Annotated in this window: 16 protein-coding genes and 1 tRNA gene; 12 read left to right on the top strand and 5 right to left on the bottom strand. The window is 58.1% G+C overall.

Features of this window, described 5'->3' with window-relative positions; all coding sequences use genetic code 11:
* Nucleotides 1–98 precede the first annotated feature (98 nt).
* The 5 genes from glgA to glgB all read right to left on the bottom strand — a co-directional run bounded on the left by glgA (nt 99) and on the right by glgB (nt 9,640).
* Nucleotides 99–2,381: a glycogen synthase GlgA gene (glgA, locus tag PMW67_RS02925; RefSeq protein WP_271738702.1), complete on the bottom strand. Its 2,283-nt coding sequence runs from the start codon at nt 2,379–2,381 to the stop codon at nt 99–101.
* Nucleotides 2,382–2,471: 90 nt separating this feature from the next.
* Nucleotides 2,472–3,599: a glucose-1-phosphate adenylyltransferase subunit GlgD gene (gene glgD, locus PMW67_RS02920; RefSeq protein WP_055310615.1), complete on the bottom strand. Its 1,128-nt coding sequence runs from the start codon at nt 3,597–3,599 to the stop codon at nt 2,472–2,474.
* Nucleotides 3,600–3,603: 4 nt separating this feature from the next.
* Nucleotides 3,604–4,752 carry a glucose-1-phosphate adenylyltransferase gene (locus PMW67_RS02915; protein WP_006233920.1) on the bottom strand — a complete coding sequence of 383 codons (1,149 nt, stop codon included), beginning with the start codon at nt 4,750–4,752 and terminating at the stop codon, nt 3,604–3,606.
* A 108-nt stretch (nt 4,753–4,860) separates the two neighbouring features.
* A complete protein-coding gene (locus PMW67_RS02910) occupies nt 4,861–7,287 on the bottom strand; it encodes a glycogen/starch/alpha-glucan phosphorylase (protein ID WP_271738701.1) in 2,427 nt (808 codons plus the stop codon).
* A 94-nt stretch (nt 7,288–7,381) separates the two neighbouring features.
* Nucleotides 7,382–9,640, bottom strand: coding sequence for a 1,4-alpha-glucan branching protein GlgB (gene glgB, locus PMW67_RS02905; protein WP_271738700.1), 2,259 nt, complete (start codon nt 9,638–9,640; stop codon nt 7,382–7,384).
* Between the two features lie 331 nt (nt 9,641–9,971).
* Here glgB and PMW67_RS02900 point away from each other — a divergent pair, with 331 nt between their 5' ends.
* From PMW67_RS02900 to PMW67_RS02845, 12 genes are all read left to right on the top strand, one after another.
* On the top strand, nt 9,972–10,661 hold the full coding sequence (locus tag PMW67_RS02900) for an HAD family hydrolase (protein WP_271738699.1): 690 nt from the start codon (nt 9,972–9,974) through the stop codon (nt 10,659–10,661).
* Between the two features lie 9 nt (nt 10,662–10,670).
* A complete protein-coding gene (locus tag PMW67_RS02895) occupies nt 10,671–11,327 on the top strand; it encodes a thiamine diphosphokinase (protein WP_271738698.1) in 657 nt (218 codons plus the stop codon).
* Between the two features lie 55 nt (nt 11,328–11,382).
* Nucleotides 11,383–11,458: transfer RNA gene (locus PMW67_RS02890), tRNA-Ala, on the top strand.
* 774 nt (nt 11,459–12,232) lie between these two features.
* The gene (gene loaP, locus PMW67_RS02885; RefSeq protein WP_271738697.1) at nt 12,233–12,784 is read left to right on the top strand and encodes an antiterminator LoaP; all 552 of its coding nucleotides are present in this window, start codon (nt 12,233–12,235) and stop codon (nt 12,782–12,784) included.
* Nucleotides 12,785–12,850: 66 nt separating this feature from the next.
* Nucleotides 12,851–13,552: a sugar transferase gene (locus PMW67_RS02880; protein WP_271738696.1), complete on the top strand. Its 702-nt coding sequence runs from the start codon at nt 12,851–12,853 to the stop codon at nt 13,550–13,552.
* Nucleotides 13,553–14,422 (top strand): glycosyltransferase family 2 protein, encoded by an 870-nt coding sequence (locus PMW67_RS02875; RefSeq protein WP_271738695.1) that lies wholly within the window; start codon nt 13,553–13,555, stop codon nt 14,420–14,422.
* Between the two features lie 3 nt (nt 14,423–14,425).
* Nucleotides 14,426–15,325: a glucose-1-phosphate thymidylyltransferase RfbA gene (rfbA, locus tag PMW67_RS02870; RefSeq protein ID WP_271738694.1), complete on the top strand. Its 900-nt coding sequence runs from the start codon at nt 14,426–14,428 to the stop codon at nt 15,323–15,325.
* 19 nt (nt 15,326–15,344) lie between these two features.
* Complete coding sequence (rfbB, locus tag PMW67_RS02865; protein WP_271738693.1) at nt 15,345–16,367, top strand: dTDP-glucose 4,6-dehydratase; 1,023 nt, start codon at nt 15,345–15,347, stop codon at nt 16,365–16,367.
* Between the two features lie 11 nt (nt 16,368–16,378).
* Nucleotides 16,379–16,759 (top strand): hypothetical protein, encoded by a 381-nt coding sequence (locus tag PMW67_RS02860; RefSeq protein WP_271738692.1) that lies wholly within the window; start codon nt 16,379–16,381, stop codon nt 16,757–16,759.
* An 89-nt stretch (nt 16,760–16,848) separates the two neighbouring features.
* On the top strand, nt 16,849–16,989 hold the full coding sequence (locus tag PMW67_RS02855) for a hypothetical protein (RefSeq protein ID WP_199572709.1): 141 nt from the start codon (nt 16,849–16,851) through the stop codon (nt 16,987–16,989).
* A 70-nt stretch (nt 16,990–17,059) separates the two neighbouring features.
* Nucleotides 17,060–17,728, top strand: coding sequence for a P-loop NTPase fold protein (locus PMW67_RS02850; RefSeq protein ID WP_271738691.1), 669 nt, complete (start codon nt 17,060–17,062; stop codon nt 17,726–17,728).
* Nucleotides 17,689–18,429, top strand: a complete 741-nt coding sequence (locus tag PMW67_RS02845) for a P-loop NTPase fold protein (RefSeq protein ID WP_271738690.1) — start codon at nt 17,689–17,691, stop codon at nt 18,427–18,429. The genes PMW67_RS02850 and PMW67_RS02845 overlap by 40 nt, the downstream gene beginning before the upstream one ends.
* Nucleotides 18,430–18,517 lie beyond the last annotated feature (88 nt).

The raw sequence follows: 18,517 nt of genomic DNA, 5'->3' as shown, positions 1-18,517 counted from the left end.
GTCCTAGAAAATCGTTTTACCAACTACCTACAGAGAAGGGGCGCCCGGTTGGAGCGCCCCTTGCATAGGGTTTGATTAGGTTTTGGATCGTCTGTGGGCTAGCGGCGCTTGCGGGTGGCCGTTGCCTTGCGGACGGACGTCTTCTTGGACGGGGCCTTTTTCTCTGCCGGAGCGGCGGGGGAGACCGGGGTCTCCTTGGCAGGCTCGGGCTTAGTCTCTGCCTTCGGTGCGGCCTTGACCTCAGCGGCCTTCGGCGCCGGCTTAGTCTTTACCTCGGCCTTGGGCTCCTCTTTGGCAGCAGCTGGCTTAGTCTCTGCCTTGGGAGTCGTGGTCTTTGCCGTGGTCTTCTTGGCCGTCGTCGTGCGCTTTCGCGTGGTGGTCTTGGCGGCGGGCTTGGTCTCGACGGTTACCTCCGCCTTGGACTCTGCAGGCGTCTCCTCGACCTTGGCTGCCGGCTTTGCGGCTGACTTGGTCGTGGCGGCCTTCGTGGTCGTCAACTTCGTTGCCGTGGTCTTCTTGGCTGCCGTTGTCTTCTTGGCAGCAGTCTTTGCCGGAGCCTTGGTGGCCGGCTTGGCCTTAGCGACCTCGGCCTTTACCTCGGGAGCAGCCTCGGCTTCGGCGGCCTTCTTGGCAGCGGCGGTCGTGCGCTTGCGCGTGGTCGTTGCCTTGGCAGCCGTTGTTTTAGTCGCGGCAGACTTGGTCGTCGTAACCTTCTTAGTGGTCGTCTTGCGGGTCGTGGTCTTCTTAGCTGCGGGCTTTGCAGCGGGCTTGACCTCAGCCTTTGCCTCAGGAGCAACCTCAGCCTTCACCTCAGGCTCGGCCTTTGCGGGCTCAGCTTCAACCGGCTTCTCCTCGGCCTTGGACTCCGGCTCAGCTGCAGCCTCAGGCTCGTCGACAACAGACGCCGGCCTCTCAATCTCCGGATGCATAAAGAAGTACAGGTCCAGATACTTATCGGCCGAGCGCGTCCAGCTAAAGTCCTGGCTCATGGCCTGCGTGACCAGCTGGTTCCAGGCATCGCGGTTGTCCCAGAACAAGCGTGCCGCGCGGAACACGGCATCGCCCATCTCGTCGCCGTTAAAGTTGGTAAACGAGAAGCCCGTGCCCTCGCCGGTAAACTCGTTGTACGGCTGCACGGTGTCCTTCAGGCCACCGGTCTCGCGCACGATGGGCAGGGTGCCGTAGCGCATGGCGATGATCTGCGACAGGCCGCAGGGCTCAAACTTCGAAGGCATCAGGAACATGTCGGCGGCGGCGTACATGCGCTGCGACAGCGCCGGGTCAAACTCGATGCGTGCGGCCATGGTGCCGGGGTACTTGTCCTGGAAGTAGCGCAGGCCGTCCTCGTAGTCGCGGTCGCCGGTGCCCAGCACCGCCACCTGCACGCCGCCGGCCAAGATGCGGTCGAGCGCGTACATGACCAGGTCCATGCCCTTCTGGCGCGTCAGACGCGTGACCATCACCATGAGCGGGCGGTCGTCGCGAACCTCGAGCCCCAGCTCTTCCTGCAGCTTGGCCTTGCACACGGCCTTGCCGGAACGGTCGTCAACCGTGTAGTTGGCGGCAATGCGCTTGTCGGTTGCCGGGTCAAAGGCCGCCACGTCAATGCCGTTGAGGATGCCCTGCAGCGCATAGGAGCGCTCGCGCAGCACGCCGTCCAGGCCCTCGCCAAATTCGGGCGTCTGGATCTCGTTGGCATAGGTGGGGCTCACCGTAGTGATGGCGTCGGCATAGCGCAGCGCGCCCAGCATGTAGTTGATGCTGCAGGCGTCGCAACGCAGCTGCGAGGCGGCCGCCGGAATATGCGCCACGCCCAGGATGTCCTCCATCACGGTGTCGCTAAACTGGCCCTGGAACGCCACGTTATGGATCGAGAACACGGTCTTGACGCGGTCGTACAGCGGCAGGCCCTGGTAGAACTCGCGCAAAAACACGGGCGCCAGCGCCGTCTGCCAGTCGTTGCAGTGCAGAATGTCGCACTCAAAGCCGGCCGGCAGGTGCTGCAGGCTTTCGGTGATGGCCTTGGAGAAGAACGCGAAGCGCTCACCGTCGTCAAAGAAGCCGTACGGATAGTCGCGCGCAAAGTAGCGCTCGTTATCGATGAACATATAGGTGACGCCGTCGTGCTCGAGCTTCTCGAGTCCGCAGTACTCATTGCGCCAGCCCAGACTCACGTAAAAGTCGGAGAAGTGCTCCATCTGCGCCTTGTACTCGTCTTTGATAGTGGCGTACTTGGGCACCATCACGATGACTTCGGCGCCAGCGCGCACAAGCGCCGCAGGCAGCGAGCCCGCCACGTCGCCCAGGCCACCGGTCTTCACAAACGGTGCGCACTCGGCCGAGGCAAACACGATTTGCATCTTCTTGCTGGAATCAGCCATATTGTCTCCCATGTTGCAATTCGAGAATAGCCGCCTGGCGCTAACCGGGCGGCTATTCTGCATGTTACGAGCGATGTTGCGGTGCCAACGTTAACGTACGATGGTGGTGTCGGAAGTTAACGGAGCCTTGCCCAGCACCAAGATGTTCTCGGGCGTGCCGCGAAGCTCGGTGTTGGTGGGAACCACGTTGTTCTTGTCCAGGATGGCGTTCTCAACGCGGGCGCCGCTCTTGATGATGCAGCTCTGGTTGATGATCGAGTTGGTCACCGAAGCGCCTTCCTCGACCACGACGCCGCGAGACAGGATCGAGTTGCGCACGGTGCCCTTGATGATGCAGCCGGCCGAGATGATCGAGTTGCACGCGTGGCTGCCAGTCGCGTAGCGCGAAGGCGGAACGTCGTGGGCCTTGGTCAGGATCGGGCGCTCGGGGTCGAAGAGCTGGTCGGCCACGGTCTGGTCGAGCAGGTCCATGCTGCGGCGATACAGCGACTTCTCGCTAAACACGCCCACGACCTCGCCCTTGTACTCGTAGCTGCACACGTCGATGTTGCCAAAGTCGCCCTGGAGTGCCTCGAGCAGGTCCAGATAGTCGGCGGCCTGGTAGTGGTCGATGATCTCGAGTAGCGTCTCGCGGTTGACGATGCAGCAGTCCATAGAGGCGTTGTCGCCGTACACGACGCCGGCGCTCACGCCCGTCAGACGGCCGTTCTCGTTGATCTGCAGCTTGGTCTCGTCATCGACGTTGCGCGTGGCCTTGCAGTACACCACGGTCATCTGGGCACCGGAGTTCTCGTGCGCGTCGATGATGGTGTTGAGGTCCATGTTAAAGATGATGTTGGTGCCCATCATCACAACATAGGGCTTGTCCGAGCGCTGGAACAGCGTCTTGTTGGAGATAATGTCGCGCAGCAGGAAGCGCATGCCGCCCTTGGTGGTGCCATACGCGTTGCCGGGCACCATGAACAGGCCGCCCTTCTTGCGGTCCAGGCCCCAGTCCTTACCCGAGCCCACGTGGTCGATCAGCGAGCGGTAGTTGCCCGGCATGACGACGCCGACGGTCTTAATGCCGGCATTCATCATGTTGGACAGCGGAAAGTCGATCAGGCGGTAGCGGCCCAAAAACGGAACGGACGCGATGGGGCGGTCCTTGAGCAGCACGCTGCCGTAGGTCGAAGAGTAGTTAGCGGTGATATAACCGATGGCCTTGCGATTGATCATCGGATCATTCCCCCTTCCCGATAACGACGTCATTTCCAACGACGGCCGTATCCTTGGTGGTATCGACAGAGCCGAGCTTCACGCCCTCTTCGACCGTGGAGTTCTCGCCCAAAATAGCGCGGCAGATGTGCGCACCGCTCTTAACGTGCGCACCCGGCAGCAGCACGGAGTCCTCGACCACAGCGCGCTCCTCGATGATGACATCGGTCGAAAGGATCGAGTGGCGCGCGGTGCCGTAGATCTTGCAGCCGTTGGAGACCAGGCAGTCGTCCAGGCGGCCGTCCGGGCCAATGTAGTGCGGCGGACGCGTGGTGATGTTGGACATGATGGGGAAGTGCTTGTCGAACAGATCGAACTCGGGGTTATTGCCCAGCAGGTCCATCGAGGTCTCGTGGAAGCTGGCGATGGTGCCGACGTCCTTCCAAAAGCCGTGGAACTCGTAGCTGTACAGGCGCTTGCCCTCGCCGAGCAGCTTGGGGATGATGTCCTTGCCAAAGTCGTGGCTCGAGCGCTGGTCCAGAGCATCCTCTTCGAGCGCCTCGATCAGCACGTCGGCCGAGAAGATGTAGATGCCCATGGACGCGAGATTCGAATCGGGCTTATCGGGCTTCTCGGTGAACTTGGTGATGCGGCCGTCCTCGGGGTCGGTGGTCAGGATGCCAAAGCGGCTGGCCTCCTCCCACGGCACGGGCATAACGCTCACCGTGAGGTCGGCGTTGTTCTCAATGTGCGTCTTGAGCATCTTGCGGTAGTCCATGCGATACAGGTGATCGCCCGAAAGAATCAGGACGTACTTGGGGTCGTTGGCCTTGATATAGTCGAGGTTCTGCGTAATGGCGTCGGCCGTGCCCGCATACCATGCGCCGCCGGTCTGCGTCTCGTACGGCGGCAGGATCGATACGCCGCCGTCACGGCTGTCCAGATCCCAGGCCTCGCCGGAGCCCACATAGGCATGCAGCAGGTAGGGACGGTACTGCGTCAGAACGCCCACCGTGTCGATGCCCGAGTTGGAGCAGTTGGACAGCGAAAAGTCGATAATGCGGAACTTGCCACCAAAGCTAACCGCCGGCTTAGCGATCTTTTGGGTGAGTGCCCCCAATCGGCTGCCCTGTCCTCCTGCGAGGAGCATCGCGATGCATTCTTTCTTACTCATCGATTTCTCCTTCTGTCATCGATGTTCCTAAACCCATTAGCGACGGGCGCGGCGCAACGTCACGCCCGTCGAGTAATGCCGTGCTGGCATAGGGGAGCTCGCGCGCCTTTACGCGTGCCAGATCTCGTCGCGGTACTCGCGAATGGTGCGGTCGCTCGAGAACCAGCCGCTAGAGGCGGTGTTGAGCAGGGCCTTGCGGTTCCAGGTCTCCTGGTCGCCATAGCTGCCCGTGAGTTTCTCCCACGCATCCACGTAGCTGCGGAAGTCTGCCATGACCAGGTCGGGGTCGTTGTTGTTCATGAGCTCGTTGTAGATGCTCTCGAAGTTGCCCGAAAGGCCGGCAAACGTGTTGTCCTTGAGCTCGTCCATCACGCGGCCCAGGCGCTCGCGGTCGCCGTTGAGGGTATCCCACGCAAAGTAGCTGTTCGACGCCCAGAGCTGCTCGACCTCGGGGGCGGTCAGACCAAAGATGGCCTCGTTCTCGCGACCGGCCAGGTCGGCGATCTCGATGTTGGCGCCGTCGAGGGTGCCCAGCGTAATGGCGCCGTTCATCATGAGCTTCATGTTGGACGTGCCCGAGGCCTCCTTGCCGGCCGTGGAGATCTGCTCCGAGATCTCGGCGGCGGGGTAGATGAGCTGGGCGTTGCTCACGCGGAAGTTGGGGATAAAGCAGACCTTCATGACCTCGTTGACGCGCGGGTCGTTGTTGATGACGTCGGCCACGGAGTTAATAAGGCGGATGGTCTCCTTGGCAAAGGTGTAGCTCGAGGCAGCCTTGCCGCTAAAGATGAAGGTCGTCGGCGTTACGTGGAAGTTGGGATCGGCGATGCGACGGTTGTAGATGTCCATCACCTTCATGATGTTCATGAGCTGGCGCTTGTAGGCGTGGAAGCGCTTTACCTGAACATCGAAGACGGTGTTGGGGTCAATGACCAGACCGGTCTCGGCCTTAACGTAGGCGGCAAGACGCTCCTTGTTGGCGCGCTTGGAGGCACCCACGGCCTTCAGGAACTCGGTATCGTTCTGGAACTCTTTGAGTTTCTCCAGCTCAAAGGCGTTCTTCAGCCAGCCGTCGCCAATGGCCTCGGTCACGAGCTTGGCGTAGGTGGGGTTGGCCTCGGCAAAGAAGCGACGGTGCGAGATGCCGTTGGTCTTGTTGTTGAACTTCTCGGGCGTCAGGGCATAGAAGTCCTTGAGCACGATGTTCTTGATGATGTCGGAGTGGATCTTGGCCACGCCGTTGACGCTGTGGCTGCAGATCACGGACAGGTTGGCCATGCGAATCTCGCCGTCCCACAGGATGGCGGTCTGACGCAGGCGCTCCTGCCAGCCCTCCTGCGTGGTGTCGAACGACTCGTGCCAACGACGGCTGATCTCGTCGATAATCTGGTACACGCGGGGGAGGAGCTTGGAGAACATGCCGATGGGCCACTTCTCCAGGGCCTCGGGCAGGATGGTGTGGTTGGTGTAGCTCACGACCTGCGTCACGATGTTCCAGGCGTCATCCCACTCGAGCTTCTTCTCGTCGATGAGGATGCGCATGAGCTCGGGGCCGCACATGGCGGGGTGCGTGTCGTTGGTGTGGATGGCCACAAACTGCGGCAGCAGCTCCCAGTTCTCGCCGTGCTCCTTCTCAAAGGTGTCGAGCAGGCTGTAGATGCCGGCCGAGACAAACAGGTACTCCTGCTTCAGACGCAGCAGACGGCCGTGCTCGCCGGCGTCGTTGGGGTAGAGGATGGCGCTGATGGCCTCGGCCTCGGCGCGCTCAGCATCGGCCAGGGCATAGTCGCCGCGGTTGAAGGCCTCCAGGTCAAAGTGCTCCTCGACCGGCTCGGCGGCCCAGACGCGCAGCTTGTTGACGGTCTCGCCGGCATAGCCCACGACGGGGATGTCATAAGGGACGGCCAGGATATCCTGCGTGTCCACCGTGCGGTAGAACGTGCGGCCGTTCTCCTCAAAGCCCTCAACATGGCCACCAAACTTAATAGTCACGGCCTTGTCCTGACGACGGACCTCCCAGGGATACCCGTGGGTGAGCCACTCGTCCGTAGCCTCGACTTGGCTGCCGTTAACGATCTCCTGCTTAAACAGGCCGTAGCGGTAGCGCATGCCGTTGCCGTAGCCGGCGATGCCCTCGGCTGCCATGGAATCCAGGAAGCATGCGGCCAGACGGCCCAGGCCACCGTTGCCCAGTGCCGGATCGGGTTCCTGGTTCTCGATGACGGAAAGGTCGAAGCCCATATCGTCGAGCGCCTCGGCGACCATGTCGCGCACGCCAAAGTTGAGCAGATAGTTGTCGAGCAGGCGGCCGATCAAAAACTCGATCGAGAAGTAGTACACACGCTTCTTGCCCTCGGCGGTGACGCGGGCGTCACTCTTGGTGGCAACGGTGCGTGCCTTCTCGGCCACGAGCTTGGCCAGGGCGTTAAAGCGGTCGAGGTCGCTGGCGGCCTCGACGCTCTTGCCACTGATGCTCATGACAGCATCGCGATAGAGCTCGGTAAACTCCTGCTTGTTGTCGAAGATCTTATTCATACGTTCCTTTCCCCCGGGGATGTTTCTCCCGGAACGGTTTTGACTTGTATCCTACGCCCCCGCGGGGCGGGTGATTACAGCTGTAACGGCTTTGCTACGCATCCTTGCCAGATGCTTTAACAGCGCCTGTCTTAGCCTTGGGAGCAGCCTTTTTATTGGTTGCCTTCTTGGCCTTGGGCTTAGCCGTAGCCTTGGCAGCGGGCTTGGCGGACTTCGCCTTAACCGGAGCCTTCTTGGCAGCCGCGGTCTTGGGCTTCACCGAGGACGCACACTTGCGCGCCGCCTTCTTGGGCTCCTCGATCACGGGCGGCTTATAGCTGCTGGGACCGCGGCGCTTAAGCACCACGCCTGCCAGGCCGGGCACCTTAATCTCGATAGAGTCCATCTGCCCGTTCCAGGGATAGGGCTCGCTCGAGCAGGTGTAGGGTTCCTCGCCGGCGTATCCGCTGCCGCCAAACTCGGGACGGTCGGAGTCAAAGATGACCTCCCAATCGCCCTCGCGCGGCACGCCCACTCGGAAGCTCTCATAGCTCTCCGGGTCAAAGTTGATCAGGATCACCAGGTCGTCATCGACGTCCTCGCCCTGACGGACAAAGCTCACGATGGACTGCTTGGAGTTGTCCGCGTCGATCCAGGTAAAGCCATCGTCGGTGTAGCCGCGCTCGTACAGGGCGGGCTCGGCGGTATACAGGTGGTTAAGCGCCTTGATGAACGCCTGATGATGACGGTGGGTCTCGTACTCCTCGGTCAGGAACCACTGAATGGACTCGTAGTAGCGCCATTCAATAAACTGGCCGATCTCGTTGCCCATAAAGTTGAGCTTGGCACCGGGGTGCGTCATCTGGTAGAAGGCCAGCGTGCGCAGGCCGGCAAACTGGCGCCACCAGTCGCCCGGCATACGGCCGATGAGCGAGCACTTGCCGTGCACGACTTCGTCGTGGCTCAGCGGACAGATAAAGTTCTCGGTAAAGGCATACATGATGGAGAACGTGAGCAGGCCGTGGTTGCCGGGGCGCCACGGAAAATCGGTCTGCATGTAGTGCAGGGTGTCGTTCATCCAGCCCATGTCCCACTTGTAGTGGAAACCCAGGCCGCCGTCCTGCGGCGGGTAGGTCACGAGCGGCCACGCGGTGGACTCCTCGGCCATCATCATCACGTCGGGGTAGTGCGCCTCAACAGCACAGTTGACCTGGCGGATAAACGCGCTGGCGTCCAGGTCCTCCTCGGTACCGTACTTGTTGAACTTCTTTTGGCTGGGATCGTCAATGCCAAAGTTGAGGTACAGCATACTGGACACGCCGTCCATGCGAATGCCGTCCACGTGGAAGTTCTCAAGCCAGTACAGCACGTTGGAGACCAGGAAGGAGCGTACCTCGCCGCGGGCGAAGTCAAACTTGTGCGTGCCCCAGTTGGGGTGAATCTCGTGCTCAAACAGCATGTGGCCGTTAAAGGTGGCAAGGCCGTGGGAGTCGGCGCAAAAACCGCCGGGAACCCAGTCCATGATCACGCCGATGCCCGCCTCGTGGCACGCATCGATAAAGTGCATGAGCTGCTGCGGGTTGCCGTAGCGCGACGTGGCGGCGTAGTAACCGGTCGTCTGGTAGCCCCAGGAGCCATCGAAGGGATGCTCCATAAGCGGCATGACTTCGATATGCGTATAGCCCATATCGCGGACGTAGTCCACGAGCTCCACCGACAGGTCGTCGTAGGTGTAAAACTCACCGCGCTGCGCGGGGAAGGGGTCCATGGGACCGGGGTAGTTGCCGTACTCGTCGGGCTCGCCCTGCGGCGCGTCGCCGTGGCGCTTCCACGAGCCAATATGCACCTCGTAGATGTTAAGGGGTTGCGACATGTGGTTATGGCCGGCGCGTCGCTTGAGCCAAGCCGCGTCGTTCCACTGGTAGCCATCGAGGGTCCACAGCACGCTGGCGGTACCCGGAGGGCACTCGGCCTTAAAGGCGTACGGATCGGCCTTGTAGAGCTTTTCGCCCTCGTTGGTCTCGATGAGATATTTATAGAGCTGGCCCTGCTCGGCGCCAGGAATAAAACCTTCCCAAATAGCGCTCGTATGCATGGGCACCAGCGGGTTGGCTTGCTCGTCCCAGTCGTTAAATTCGCCAATGACGTGAACACTCTTTACGCCGGGCGCCCAAACGCAAAAACGCCAGCCGCGCGTACGGTTCTGCGTGTCGGGGTGCGCGCCCATCTTTTCCCAGCTGCGCTCCCACGTGCCGATGCCAAACAGGTAGACATCGTCCTTGGTGAGCTCCGGCGCGTGCGGGGCGGCTTTACGGGTAGCAGGCTTTTTTGTTGCTGGCTTTAGCTTTGTATCGCTCACGTTTGATCCCATCATGACGCGGCAGCGTGTTGCCTTGGTGACTAGATGCGAAAGGTCCAAGGCTGCACGAATCGAAGGGACGGCGATAGTTCTATGATTCGTTCCACCTCGCGTGCTCGGTGGAACTTTCGGCACGAAATACGATAACACCTGTTCGTTACTTTTATGGAGAAAAGTGGATTTGCGGCGGTGTTTAATCGGCGAGCGCCATGTTTAGACCACTGGCAGAATTGCGATGGTAAAACTCTTGACAGTTTTACCAATTAGGGTTTCAAGATTGTTAGTCTGACGTTTGGTAAAACGTTTTTAGCAGGATGTTTACCATTTGACATCGAAAGGTACATTTATGTCCCAGACCGCTGCTCCCAATGTCGCTTTTATTTTCGATTGCGACGGAACACTGGTTAATAGCACCCCCGTTTGGGCCTATGCTCAGCCCGAGTTATTGCACCGCCACGGAGTTGACGTAACGGTCGACGATTTTGCCCAATTTGAGCATTTGTCGCTCGAGGACGAGTGCCAGGCCTACCACGACACCTGGGGCATTGGAGCGAATGGCGAGAAGCTGTATCGCGAGCTGAGCGACATCCTGATCGATGGCTACTCCAAGGTGCCACCGCGCGAGGGGCTCTTGGCATTTTTGGAGCAGGCGAAGGCGGCGGGCATTGCCATGTGCGTTGCCACGTCTACGCCAGCCGAGCTGGTTAAGTCTGCGCTTGCGGGCGCCGGGCTCGATGCCTACATGGAGTTTGTGACCACCACGGGCGAGGCGGGACGTTCCAAACAGTTCCCCGACGTATACGAGCTGGCGCTTCGCCGTCTGGAGGGGCGCCATGGGCACAAGTTTGAGCGCTCATGGGTGTTTGAGGACGCCGTCTTTGGCCTAAAGAGCTCTGGCTCCGCCGGCTTTAAGCGCGTGGGTATCTATGACCCGCATGGCCGTATGGAGCGCGACGATGTGCGCGCCAACTGCGATATCTTTATCGACAGCTATGAGGACCTGGATTTGGCCCGTTTACTTTCGTTTGAGGGATAGGCGAGGGCTGTGGCTTGTAAGGTATTAGTGGTCTGTGGCTCGCCCGTTGTGGCGAGCGCGGATCTGTTGCGTAGGCTAGCAGGGGAGTGCGACCACATTGTCGCCGTGGACTGCGGACTTGATGCGCTACTGGGCGCTGGCCTGAGCTGCGACGTCTATGTGGGGGATGCCGACACGGTGAGCGATGCGGGCCGCGCGTTGGTCGATGCCGCCGAAGCCTTTGAAGTAGAGCGCCACGACCCGTACAAGGACTATACCGATCTGGCGCTGGCGCTCGACTCCGTCCGCCGTCGCTGGACGGGTGCCGAAGTGGTTGCGACCTGCGCCACCGGTGGCCGCCCGGATATGGCCCTAAGCGTCCTAGGCTTACTAGCCAACTACAAAGACGCCCCCGTCTGGATTGCCGAGGACGAGATCACGGCCCGCATTCTGCATGAAGGCGAATCGTGGACCATCGAGGGCGTCGTGGACAAGACGTTCTCTATCATTGCTATAGCCCCTGGGACGGTGGTAAGCGAACGCGGCCTAGAGTGGGAGCTAGATCACGCTTCGTTAGGTCTACTAGCCGACACGGGCATCAGCAACGTCGTTAGGTCAACAGCCACGATCCAAGTCCACACCGGCACCGCCATCGCTTACTTATATCAATGGGCATTTGGAGTCTGACCCAAAAAAGTCCTTGCACGTCGCGTCAACTTCCCCTATAGTATCTCCTCGTCACGGGGGCGTAGCTCAGCTGGGAGAGCGCTTGACTGGCAGTCAAGAGGTCAGGGGTTCGATCCCCCTCGTCTCCACCATTGTGAATGCAAAGGTCTTCGGTATTCCGAAGGCCTTTTTTCATGCGAAAACGTCATACGCCACAAACCCCACCTACGCCAACAAAAAGTTGCACAATTTATTTCCCATGTCTGTACATAGTTTGTTATCCAAACGCGATTACCAGTGTAGCTCGCTGCTCCAGTTGGGCTTCAGGAACGCTCCCAATTATTGACAACGCCTCAATAACCTGCATCAACGTGAACAACATCCCAAAACAACCCCCTTAAGCACGCTAAATGAACGATATGTTGTTCGCCACAAGCCAAATCAGTTTCGCTATCAGCTTGTGCTAGGATACCTAACGTTACATGAGTTCAACTGTGCTCACGGCTCCAGCAAGCCACAAAGCGCAGGGTCGATCAGCATCCGGCCGTAACGGCGGTGTCAGAAAAACCACGAGCTCCAATAAAGAAGTCATGCGACGTTGTTTATTTGTATTGAGTTAATTCACAGGTGCAAATAATTAATAGATTGCATGGCAAAACGTAGCAGTCCTTCAGCTGTTTGCGTGCGGTCCAGTTTTGAAATCACTTGACCGGATCGCACGCAGCCAGCTGAGGTTGTGGGCATTCTTGCGATACGTGCCTGTGACCTCAGCGCTGCTTCTATGCATACCGTTCACGGTGGGGCAGAGCCACGTGCTTGTCTAACTGGGCTCAGGGTTTGAATATGGAGCGCCTTCGCGCACAAGCGCCTTGGCGAAGCCATACCCAAACCCCGTGAGCAACATGTAAGACAGCAGGGGGGGGGTGATGCTCGTGTGGTATGTGATCCAGGTCATTAACGGTCGAGAAGATGTAATGCGCGAGCGCATCGAGCACATGGTGCCGGCTGGTGCCATGCAAGAGCTCTTTTATCCCCAATATCAAACCGAGATTAAGATACACGGCGAATGGGTCAAGACGATCAAGCCGCTCTTTCCCGGTTATCTAATCTGCGATACGGCAGATCCCCGCACCGTGCAACAGTATCTGCTGCGCATGGACGACTTTGCCCGGGTGCTTTCCCAGGACGGTCAGTTTGTGCCGCTGGCAAAAGAAGAGGTTCAGCTTATTGGCGGCTTTACGCATAGGGGAGACCGCGTAGTGCCCATGAGCGAGGCCTTAAAAGACGGCGACCAGGTCGTAGTGACGGCAGGTCCGCTGCTGGGCCACGAAGGCCTTATCAAAACCATTAATAGACGCAAGAGCACTGCTTATCTGGAGCTCAACCTGTGCGGCCGACGCGTAACTACGCGCGTTGGCCTTGCCGTGCTTTCGGCCGAGCAGCGCGTCATGCGCAACCTTAAAAAGGCGATCGCCTAAATGCGGGCGACTGTTTAACGGGACAGGGAGGATCCCCGGGGCGGGGACGTAGGTTTGAAGGAAATAGTGGGAGATAAAACTGAATATGCCGGTGTTGCAGTCGTGAAGCCAGACTCGGTTGCTTTAGAGATAAAGCCAAGCGGTACATTGGCTTATCGATTTTTAAAACGACTTTTCGATCTTGTATTCAGCCTTTGCGTGAGTGTGGTGCTGATTATTCCCATCACGATTGTGTGCGCACTCATTTGTCTTGAGTCTTCTGGAAGCCCTGTGTATGCACAGGAGCGTGTTGGCATGCACGGAAAGACTATCAAGATCCTTAAGCTCCGCAGCATGGTCGCCGATGCGGGCGACGTGCAGAAATATCTGAGCCCTGAGCAGCTTCATCAGTGGGAAGTCGAGCGCAAGGTCGACGATGACCCCCGCATTACCAAAGTCGGGAGCTTCATTCGCAAGTGTTCGATTGACGAGATGCCGCAGTTTCTCAACGTGCTGAACGGTGATCTTTCCGTCATTGGTCCGCGACCTATTACAAGAGATGAGCTGGAGCAGCACTTTTCCGACGAGGAGAAGGCTGAGCTGCTTTCTGTTCAGCCTGGCATCACAGGCCTGTGGCAGGCAACCGACCGCAACGCCGCGACCTTCGAGAGCGGGACACGTCAAAAGATCGAACTTCATTACGTGCGGAACCGCTGTTTCCGTATGGACTGGAAATGCTTTACCGGCACCTTTGGTGCTATGTTCGGCAAGAAGAGGACGGGGCGATAGGTGGACGTTTCCGTTATCATTCCGACCCTTAACGCTGAACACGAAATCGAAGATCTCTTAGCGGCTCTCGAGCGTCAGTCTTTGCGTCCGATGGAAATATTGGTCGTCGACTCCGCATCAGATGACGACACAGTGCCTTTGGTCAAAATGCACGAGGGGATTCGCCTGTTGCAAATCGAACGCTGTGACTTTAACCATGGGGCAACAAGGGATATGGCCCTGAGGGCAACGACTGGTGACTTCGTTTGCTTTCTAACCCAAGACGCACTTCCGGCTTCCGATGCTTATCTTGAGCGGCTCGTCACCCCCATGGTTGGGGACCCAAGCATCGCCTTGGTCAGCGGTAGGCAGCTGCCCAAGGCGGATGCCCGCCGTTTTGAGCAGCTTGTCCGCAGCTTCAATTATCCCGATTCGCCCTCTGTCCGTTCAAAAAGCGATTTGAATAAATGCGGCATCAAGACGTTCTTTGCCTCAGATTCCTGTTCGGCTTACAGACGGACGGCATATCTCGACTGCGGCGGATTTGAGTACGTCAACACCAACGAGGACATGCTCATGGCCGCCAGGTTCGTAGCGTCGGGTCTGAAGGTCGCATATGAGCCGGGTGCTGAAGTCTATCACTCCCACAATCTGACCCCTAGCCAGCAGTTCGTGCGCAATCGCGCTGTTGGTATGTTCCTGGAGTCGCACTCAGATGTCCTTATGCATGCGAGCGAGATAGGTGAGGGCGGGCGACTCGTCAAGGCGGTCTCCTCGCAACTTCTCCGGGAAGGGAACCTGACAGAGTTCATCGCCTTCGGAGTCGACTGCTGCGCCCGTCTTCTCGGAAACCGCGCTGGTCGCAGGGCCGCGAGAAAAGAAAGGTTATAACAAATGAAAGGCATCATCCTCGCCGGCGGGTCCGGCACGCGCCTGTACCCGCTCACGCTCGTGACCTCCAAGCGGCTGCTGCCGGTCTACGACAAGCCCATGATCTACTACCCGCTGTCCACCCTCATGCTGGCGGGCATCCGGGACATCCTGGTCATCTCCACGCCGACCGACCTCCCCAACTTCGAGCGCCTGCTCGGGGACGGCTCGCGCTACGGCGTGAACCTCTCCTACGCCGAGCAGCCCTCGCCGGACGGCCTGGCGCAGGCCTTCACCATCGGCGAGGAGTTCATCGCCGGCGAGCCGTGCGCCCTCGTTCTCGGCGACAACATCTTCTACGGCAACGGCCTGTCGCGCCACCTGACGCGCGCCGTCCAGAACGCCGAGTCGGGCCGCGCCACGGTCTTCGGCTACCACGTGGACGACCCCGAGCGCTTCGGCGTCGTGGAGTTCGACCGCGAGGGCAGGGCCGTCTCCATCGAGGAGAAGCCCGCGGAGCCCAAGAGCTCCTACGCCGTCACCGGCCTGTACTTCTACCCGGGCGACGTGGCCGCCAAGGCGCATGGGGTCAAGCCGTCCGCGCGCGGCGAGCTGGAGATCACCACGCTCAACCAGATGTACCTGGAGGAGGGGACGCTGTCCGTCGTCACCCTCGGCCGCGGGTACGCGTGGCTCGACACCGGCACCATGGAGAGCCTGCACGAGGCCGCGGAGTTCGTCCGCGCCGTGGAGCACTCCCAGGACCTGCCCGTGTCCGTGCCCGAGGAGATCGCCTGGGAGAACGGCTGGATCACGACCGCCGAGCTGGAGGAGGCCGCGAAGGCCTACGGCAAGTCGGTCTACGGCCAGCACCTCAAGAAGGTCGCCGCCGGCGAGATCGTCAACAGCCCGCGCGAGTACTAGGAACTGAGGAGACATGGACATGGCAGAGGAGACCTTCTCCCCGAAGAACATCATCGTCACGGGCGGCTGCGGCTTCATCGGCAGCAACTTCGTGCACTACGTGGTGGACAACCACCCCGACGTGCACGTGACCGTCCTGGACAAGCTGACCTACGCCGGCAACCCCGAGAACATCGCCGGGCTGCCCGAGGATAGGGTCGAGCTCGTCGTTGGCGACATCTGCGATGCTGAGCTCCTCGATAAGATTGTCCCCGGCCACGACGCCATCGTGCACTACGCCGCGGAGAGCCACAACGACAACTCCATCGCCGACCCGGAGCCGTTCCTGCGCACCAACGTGGAGGGCACCTTCCGCCTGCTGGAGGCCGTCCGCAAATACGGCATCCGCTACCACCACGTCTCCACCGACGAGGTCTACGGCGACCTGGCGCTCGACGACCCGGCCAAGTTCACCGAGGAGACGCCGTACCACCCGAGCTCGCCGTACAGCTCGACCAAGGCCAGCTCCGACATGCTCGTGCGCGCCTGGACCCGCACCTACGGCCTGCGCGCCACGATCTCCAACTGCTCCAACAACTACGGCCCCTACCAGCACGTGGAGAAGTTCATCCCGCGCCAGATCACCAACATCGTCGACGGCGTCCGCCCCAAGCTCTACGGGAAGGGCGAGAACGTCCGCGACTGGATCCACACCGAGGACCACTCCTCGGCCGTCTGGGACATCTTGACCCGCGGCCGCATGGGGGAGACCTACCTCATCGGGGCCGACGGCGAGAAGGACAACATCACCGTGCTCCGCATGATCCTCCAGGCCATGGGGCGCGACCCCGAGGACTTCGACTGGGTCGCCGACCGCCCCGGCCACGACCGCCGCTACGCCATCGACTCCACCAAGCTCCAGCGCGAGCTGGGCTGGAGGCCGGCGCACACCGACTTCGCCGAGGGCCTGAAGGCCACCATCGACTGGTACGTCGCCAACGAGGCCTGGTGGCGCCCGGCCAAGGAGGCCACCGAGGCGCGCTACCGCGCGCAGGGGCAGTAAGGAATAGCATCATGGAGCTATCAACTATTGCGCCGTATATCGTTTCGATAATCGCCTCAATTGTTTCGGGCATCAGCTCTTATTTAGTTGCTCGAAATAAATCTGCTTCAGATATTCAAACGCTCAAAGAATCAAATGAGCATGAAATCGAAAAGCTCATGAAACAGCACGAAGTTGATTTGGACAACTTAAAGGAGACCCATAAGCTTGAGATGGAGAAACTCGAAGCGGAGCATAGATACTCCCTCGAGCTGGCGAACTCCAACGCGCAGAATGAAATGACCAAGCAGCTGATGGGTTCCCTTGTCGGCAATATGATGTCTGCGCCGCAAATGCAGGACCTATTTGTTAATGCCATTGCGGACTCGATCAAGAAAGGCCAGCAAGGGTAGCGACTAGATAAGATGCCGGTCGCGGGCATGTAATACCTGACGATGAAGTCCAACCCGATAACTTCCGCGCGAGCTCCATCCAGGGCGCCATGAAGTGCGTGAAGGCTAAGGGCGTGCCCGTGGTGGTCTACGAGCCTACGCTGGACGAGCCGGAGTTCTTCAGCTCCGAGGTGACGCACGGCCCTGAGACCTTCAAGGCCGGCTGCGACGTGAACGTCGATAAACGTTAGGGCAACGAGTTCGTGGACATCTCGGACAAAATGTACACGAGAGATCTATTCAAGAGGGGCTAGTCATCGTATGGCTTCTGTAGGACGAACTATTATTAAACGCGTGGATGAAGAGCCAACTTCACTTGCTATTCAATCCGCTTTCGATAGAAATTCGTTGCGCAGAAAGGATGATATTGCCAACTTCCTAAAGATGTTGCTAATGGTCAAGCCACCTTATACGTTTGTAGTTGATTCACCTTGGGGAACGGGTAAGACTTTTTTTGTTAAACAAATTGAATGGATTCTAAAAAGCCTCAATCCGGCTTTGGGTAATAACTATATTGAATTGGGTTCTCAACTTCAGGATTTATTACAAAATAACGATATTTGCCATTTCGTTCCCTTGTATTTTAATGCTTGGGAGAACGATTTTTTTGACGATCCGCTTCTCCCTCTTTTAGCTTCCTTTAGCGAGTCTATCGGTGAGAGTTGCGTAGATACCTCAATAAATATTCCGCTTTTAATTTCAGAAATCATTAACTGCATTCTTGCAATTCATAATATCGATATCAATATTCGAAATCTTACCGATTGTACCGATGAAAAGGATTTTCTTGAAGATTATAGGACCCGAACTCAGTTACGGCAGAAGTTAAATCGACTAATTACGAGTCTAATTCCAAGAGTTGCAAAATTGCCATTCTGTTTATTGATGATTTGGATCGCTGTAAGCCTGAATTCGCTATTCGTCTATTAGAGCAGACAAAAGCCATATTTCAACTTCCAAATGTAATCGTCGTTTATTCTACGGATATTGTTCAGCTTTCCCATTCGCTTGAAGGGGTTTATGGTTCTAGTTTTGTTGGAAGGGCTTATCTCGAACGGTTTTATGATAAGCGTTTTGAGCTTCAACGCATTATGCCTTTGGATTACTTAGAGTTTAAGGGGCTACGAGTTAACAGGGGTCATCCGTTTATCGATATAATCGGAGAATTACTTGACTATAAAAACGCATCTTGTCGTGCTTTAAACAGGTTGTTCGATCAAATTAGAACCATTTTTGAATTCATATATATTTCGCCCTCTTATTCCTATAGAACCGCTGAAGTCTTTCCGAAGTTCGCGCTTCTTCCGGTTTTGATAGTGCTCTCTTATTATGAACCTGAACAATGGTATGAGGTTAAATGCGGCCACTCATTCTCTTCTGTCTACAATTTGGCGAGCCATAGTAAGCGTTTTTTAAACCAGCTAGATTCCTCGATTATTGAAATTAATGAATCCGCGCCGAATGAATCTCTTCTTTCAGAGAAGAGTCGTCGAGATTTTGTAGACGGAGTGTGTGCATTAATTTATATCGGTAAATTAAATGACCCTCGAGTTGAAGCTGTAAATAAAGGGAACTTTCTATTCGCAAATACTTTTGCCGATGTGTTTTTTACCCTAAGGGTGCAAGACTAGCTCTTAGATTGAATCAGAACCACCCTTAAAAAGGGTGGTTTGCTCTTAGGGTATAACCCACGGGCCCCGGGCTCGCGTCTAAAGGCGC

Source organism: Collinsella aerofaciens, from assembly GCF_028209395.1.
Taxonomy (GTDB): domain Bacteria; phylum Actinomycetota; class Coriobacteriia; order Coriobacteriales; family Coriobacteriaceae; genus Collinsella; species Collinsella aerofaciens_AZ.
This window is presented reverse-complemented; position numbering and strand designations above follow the sequence as displayed.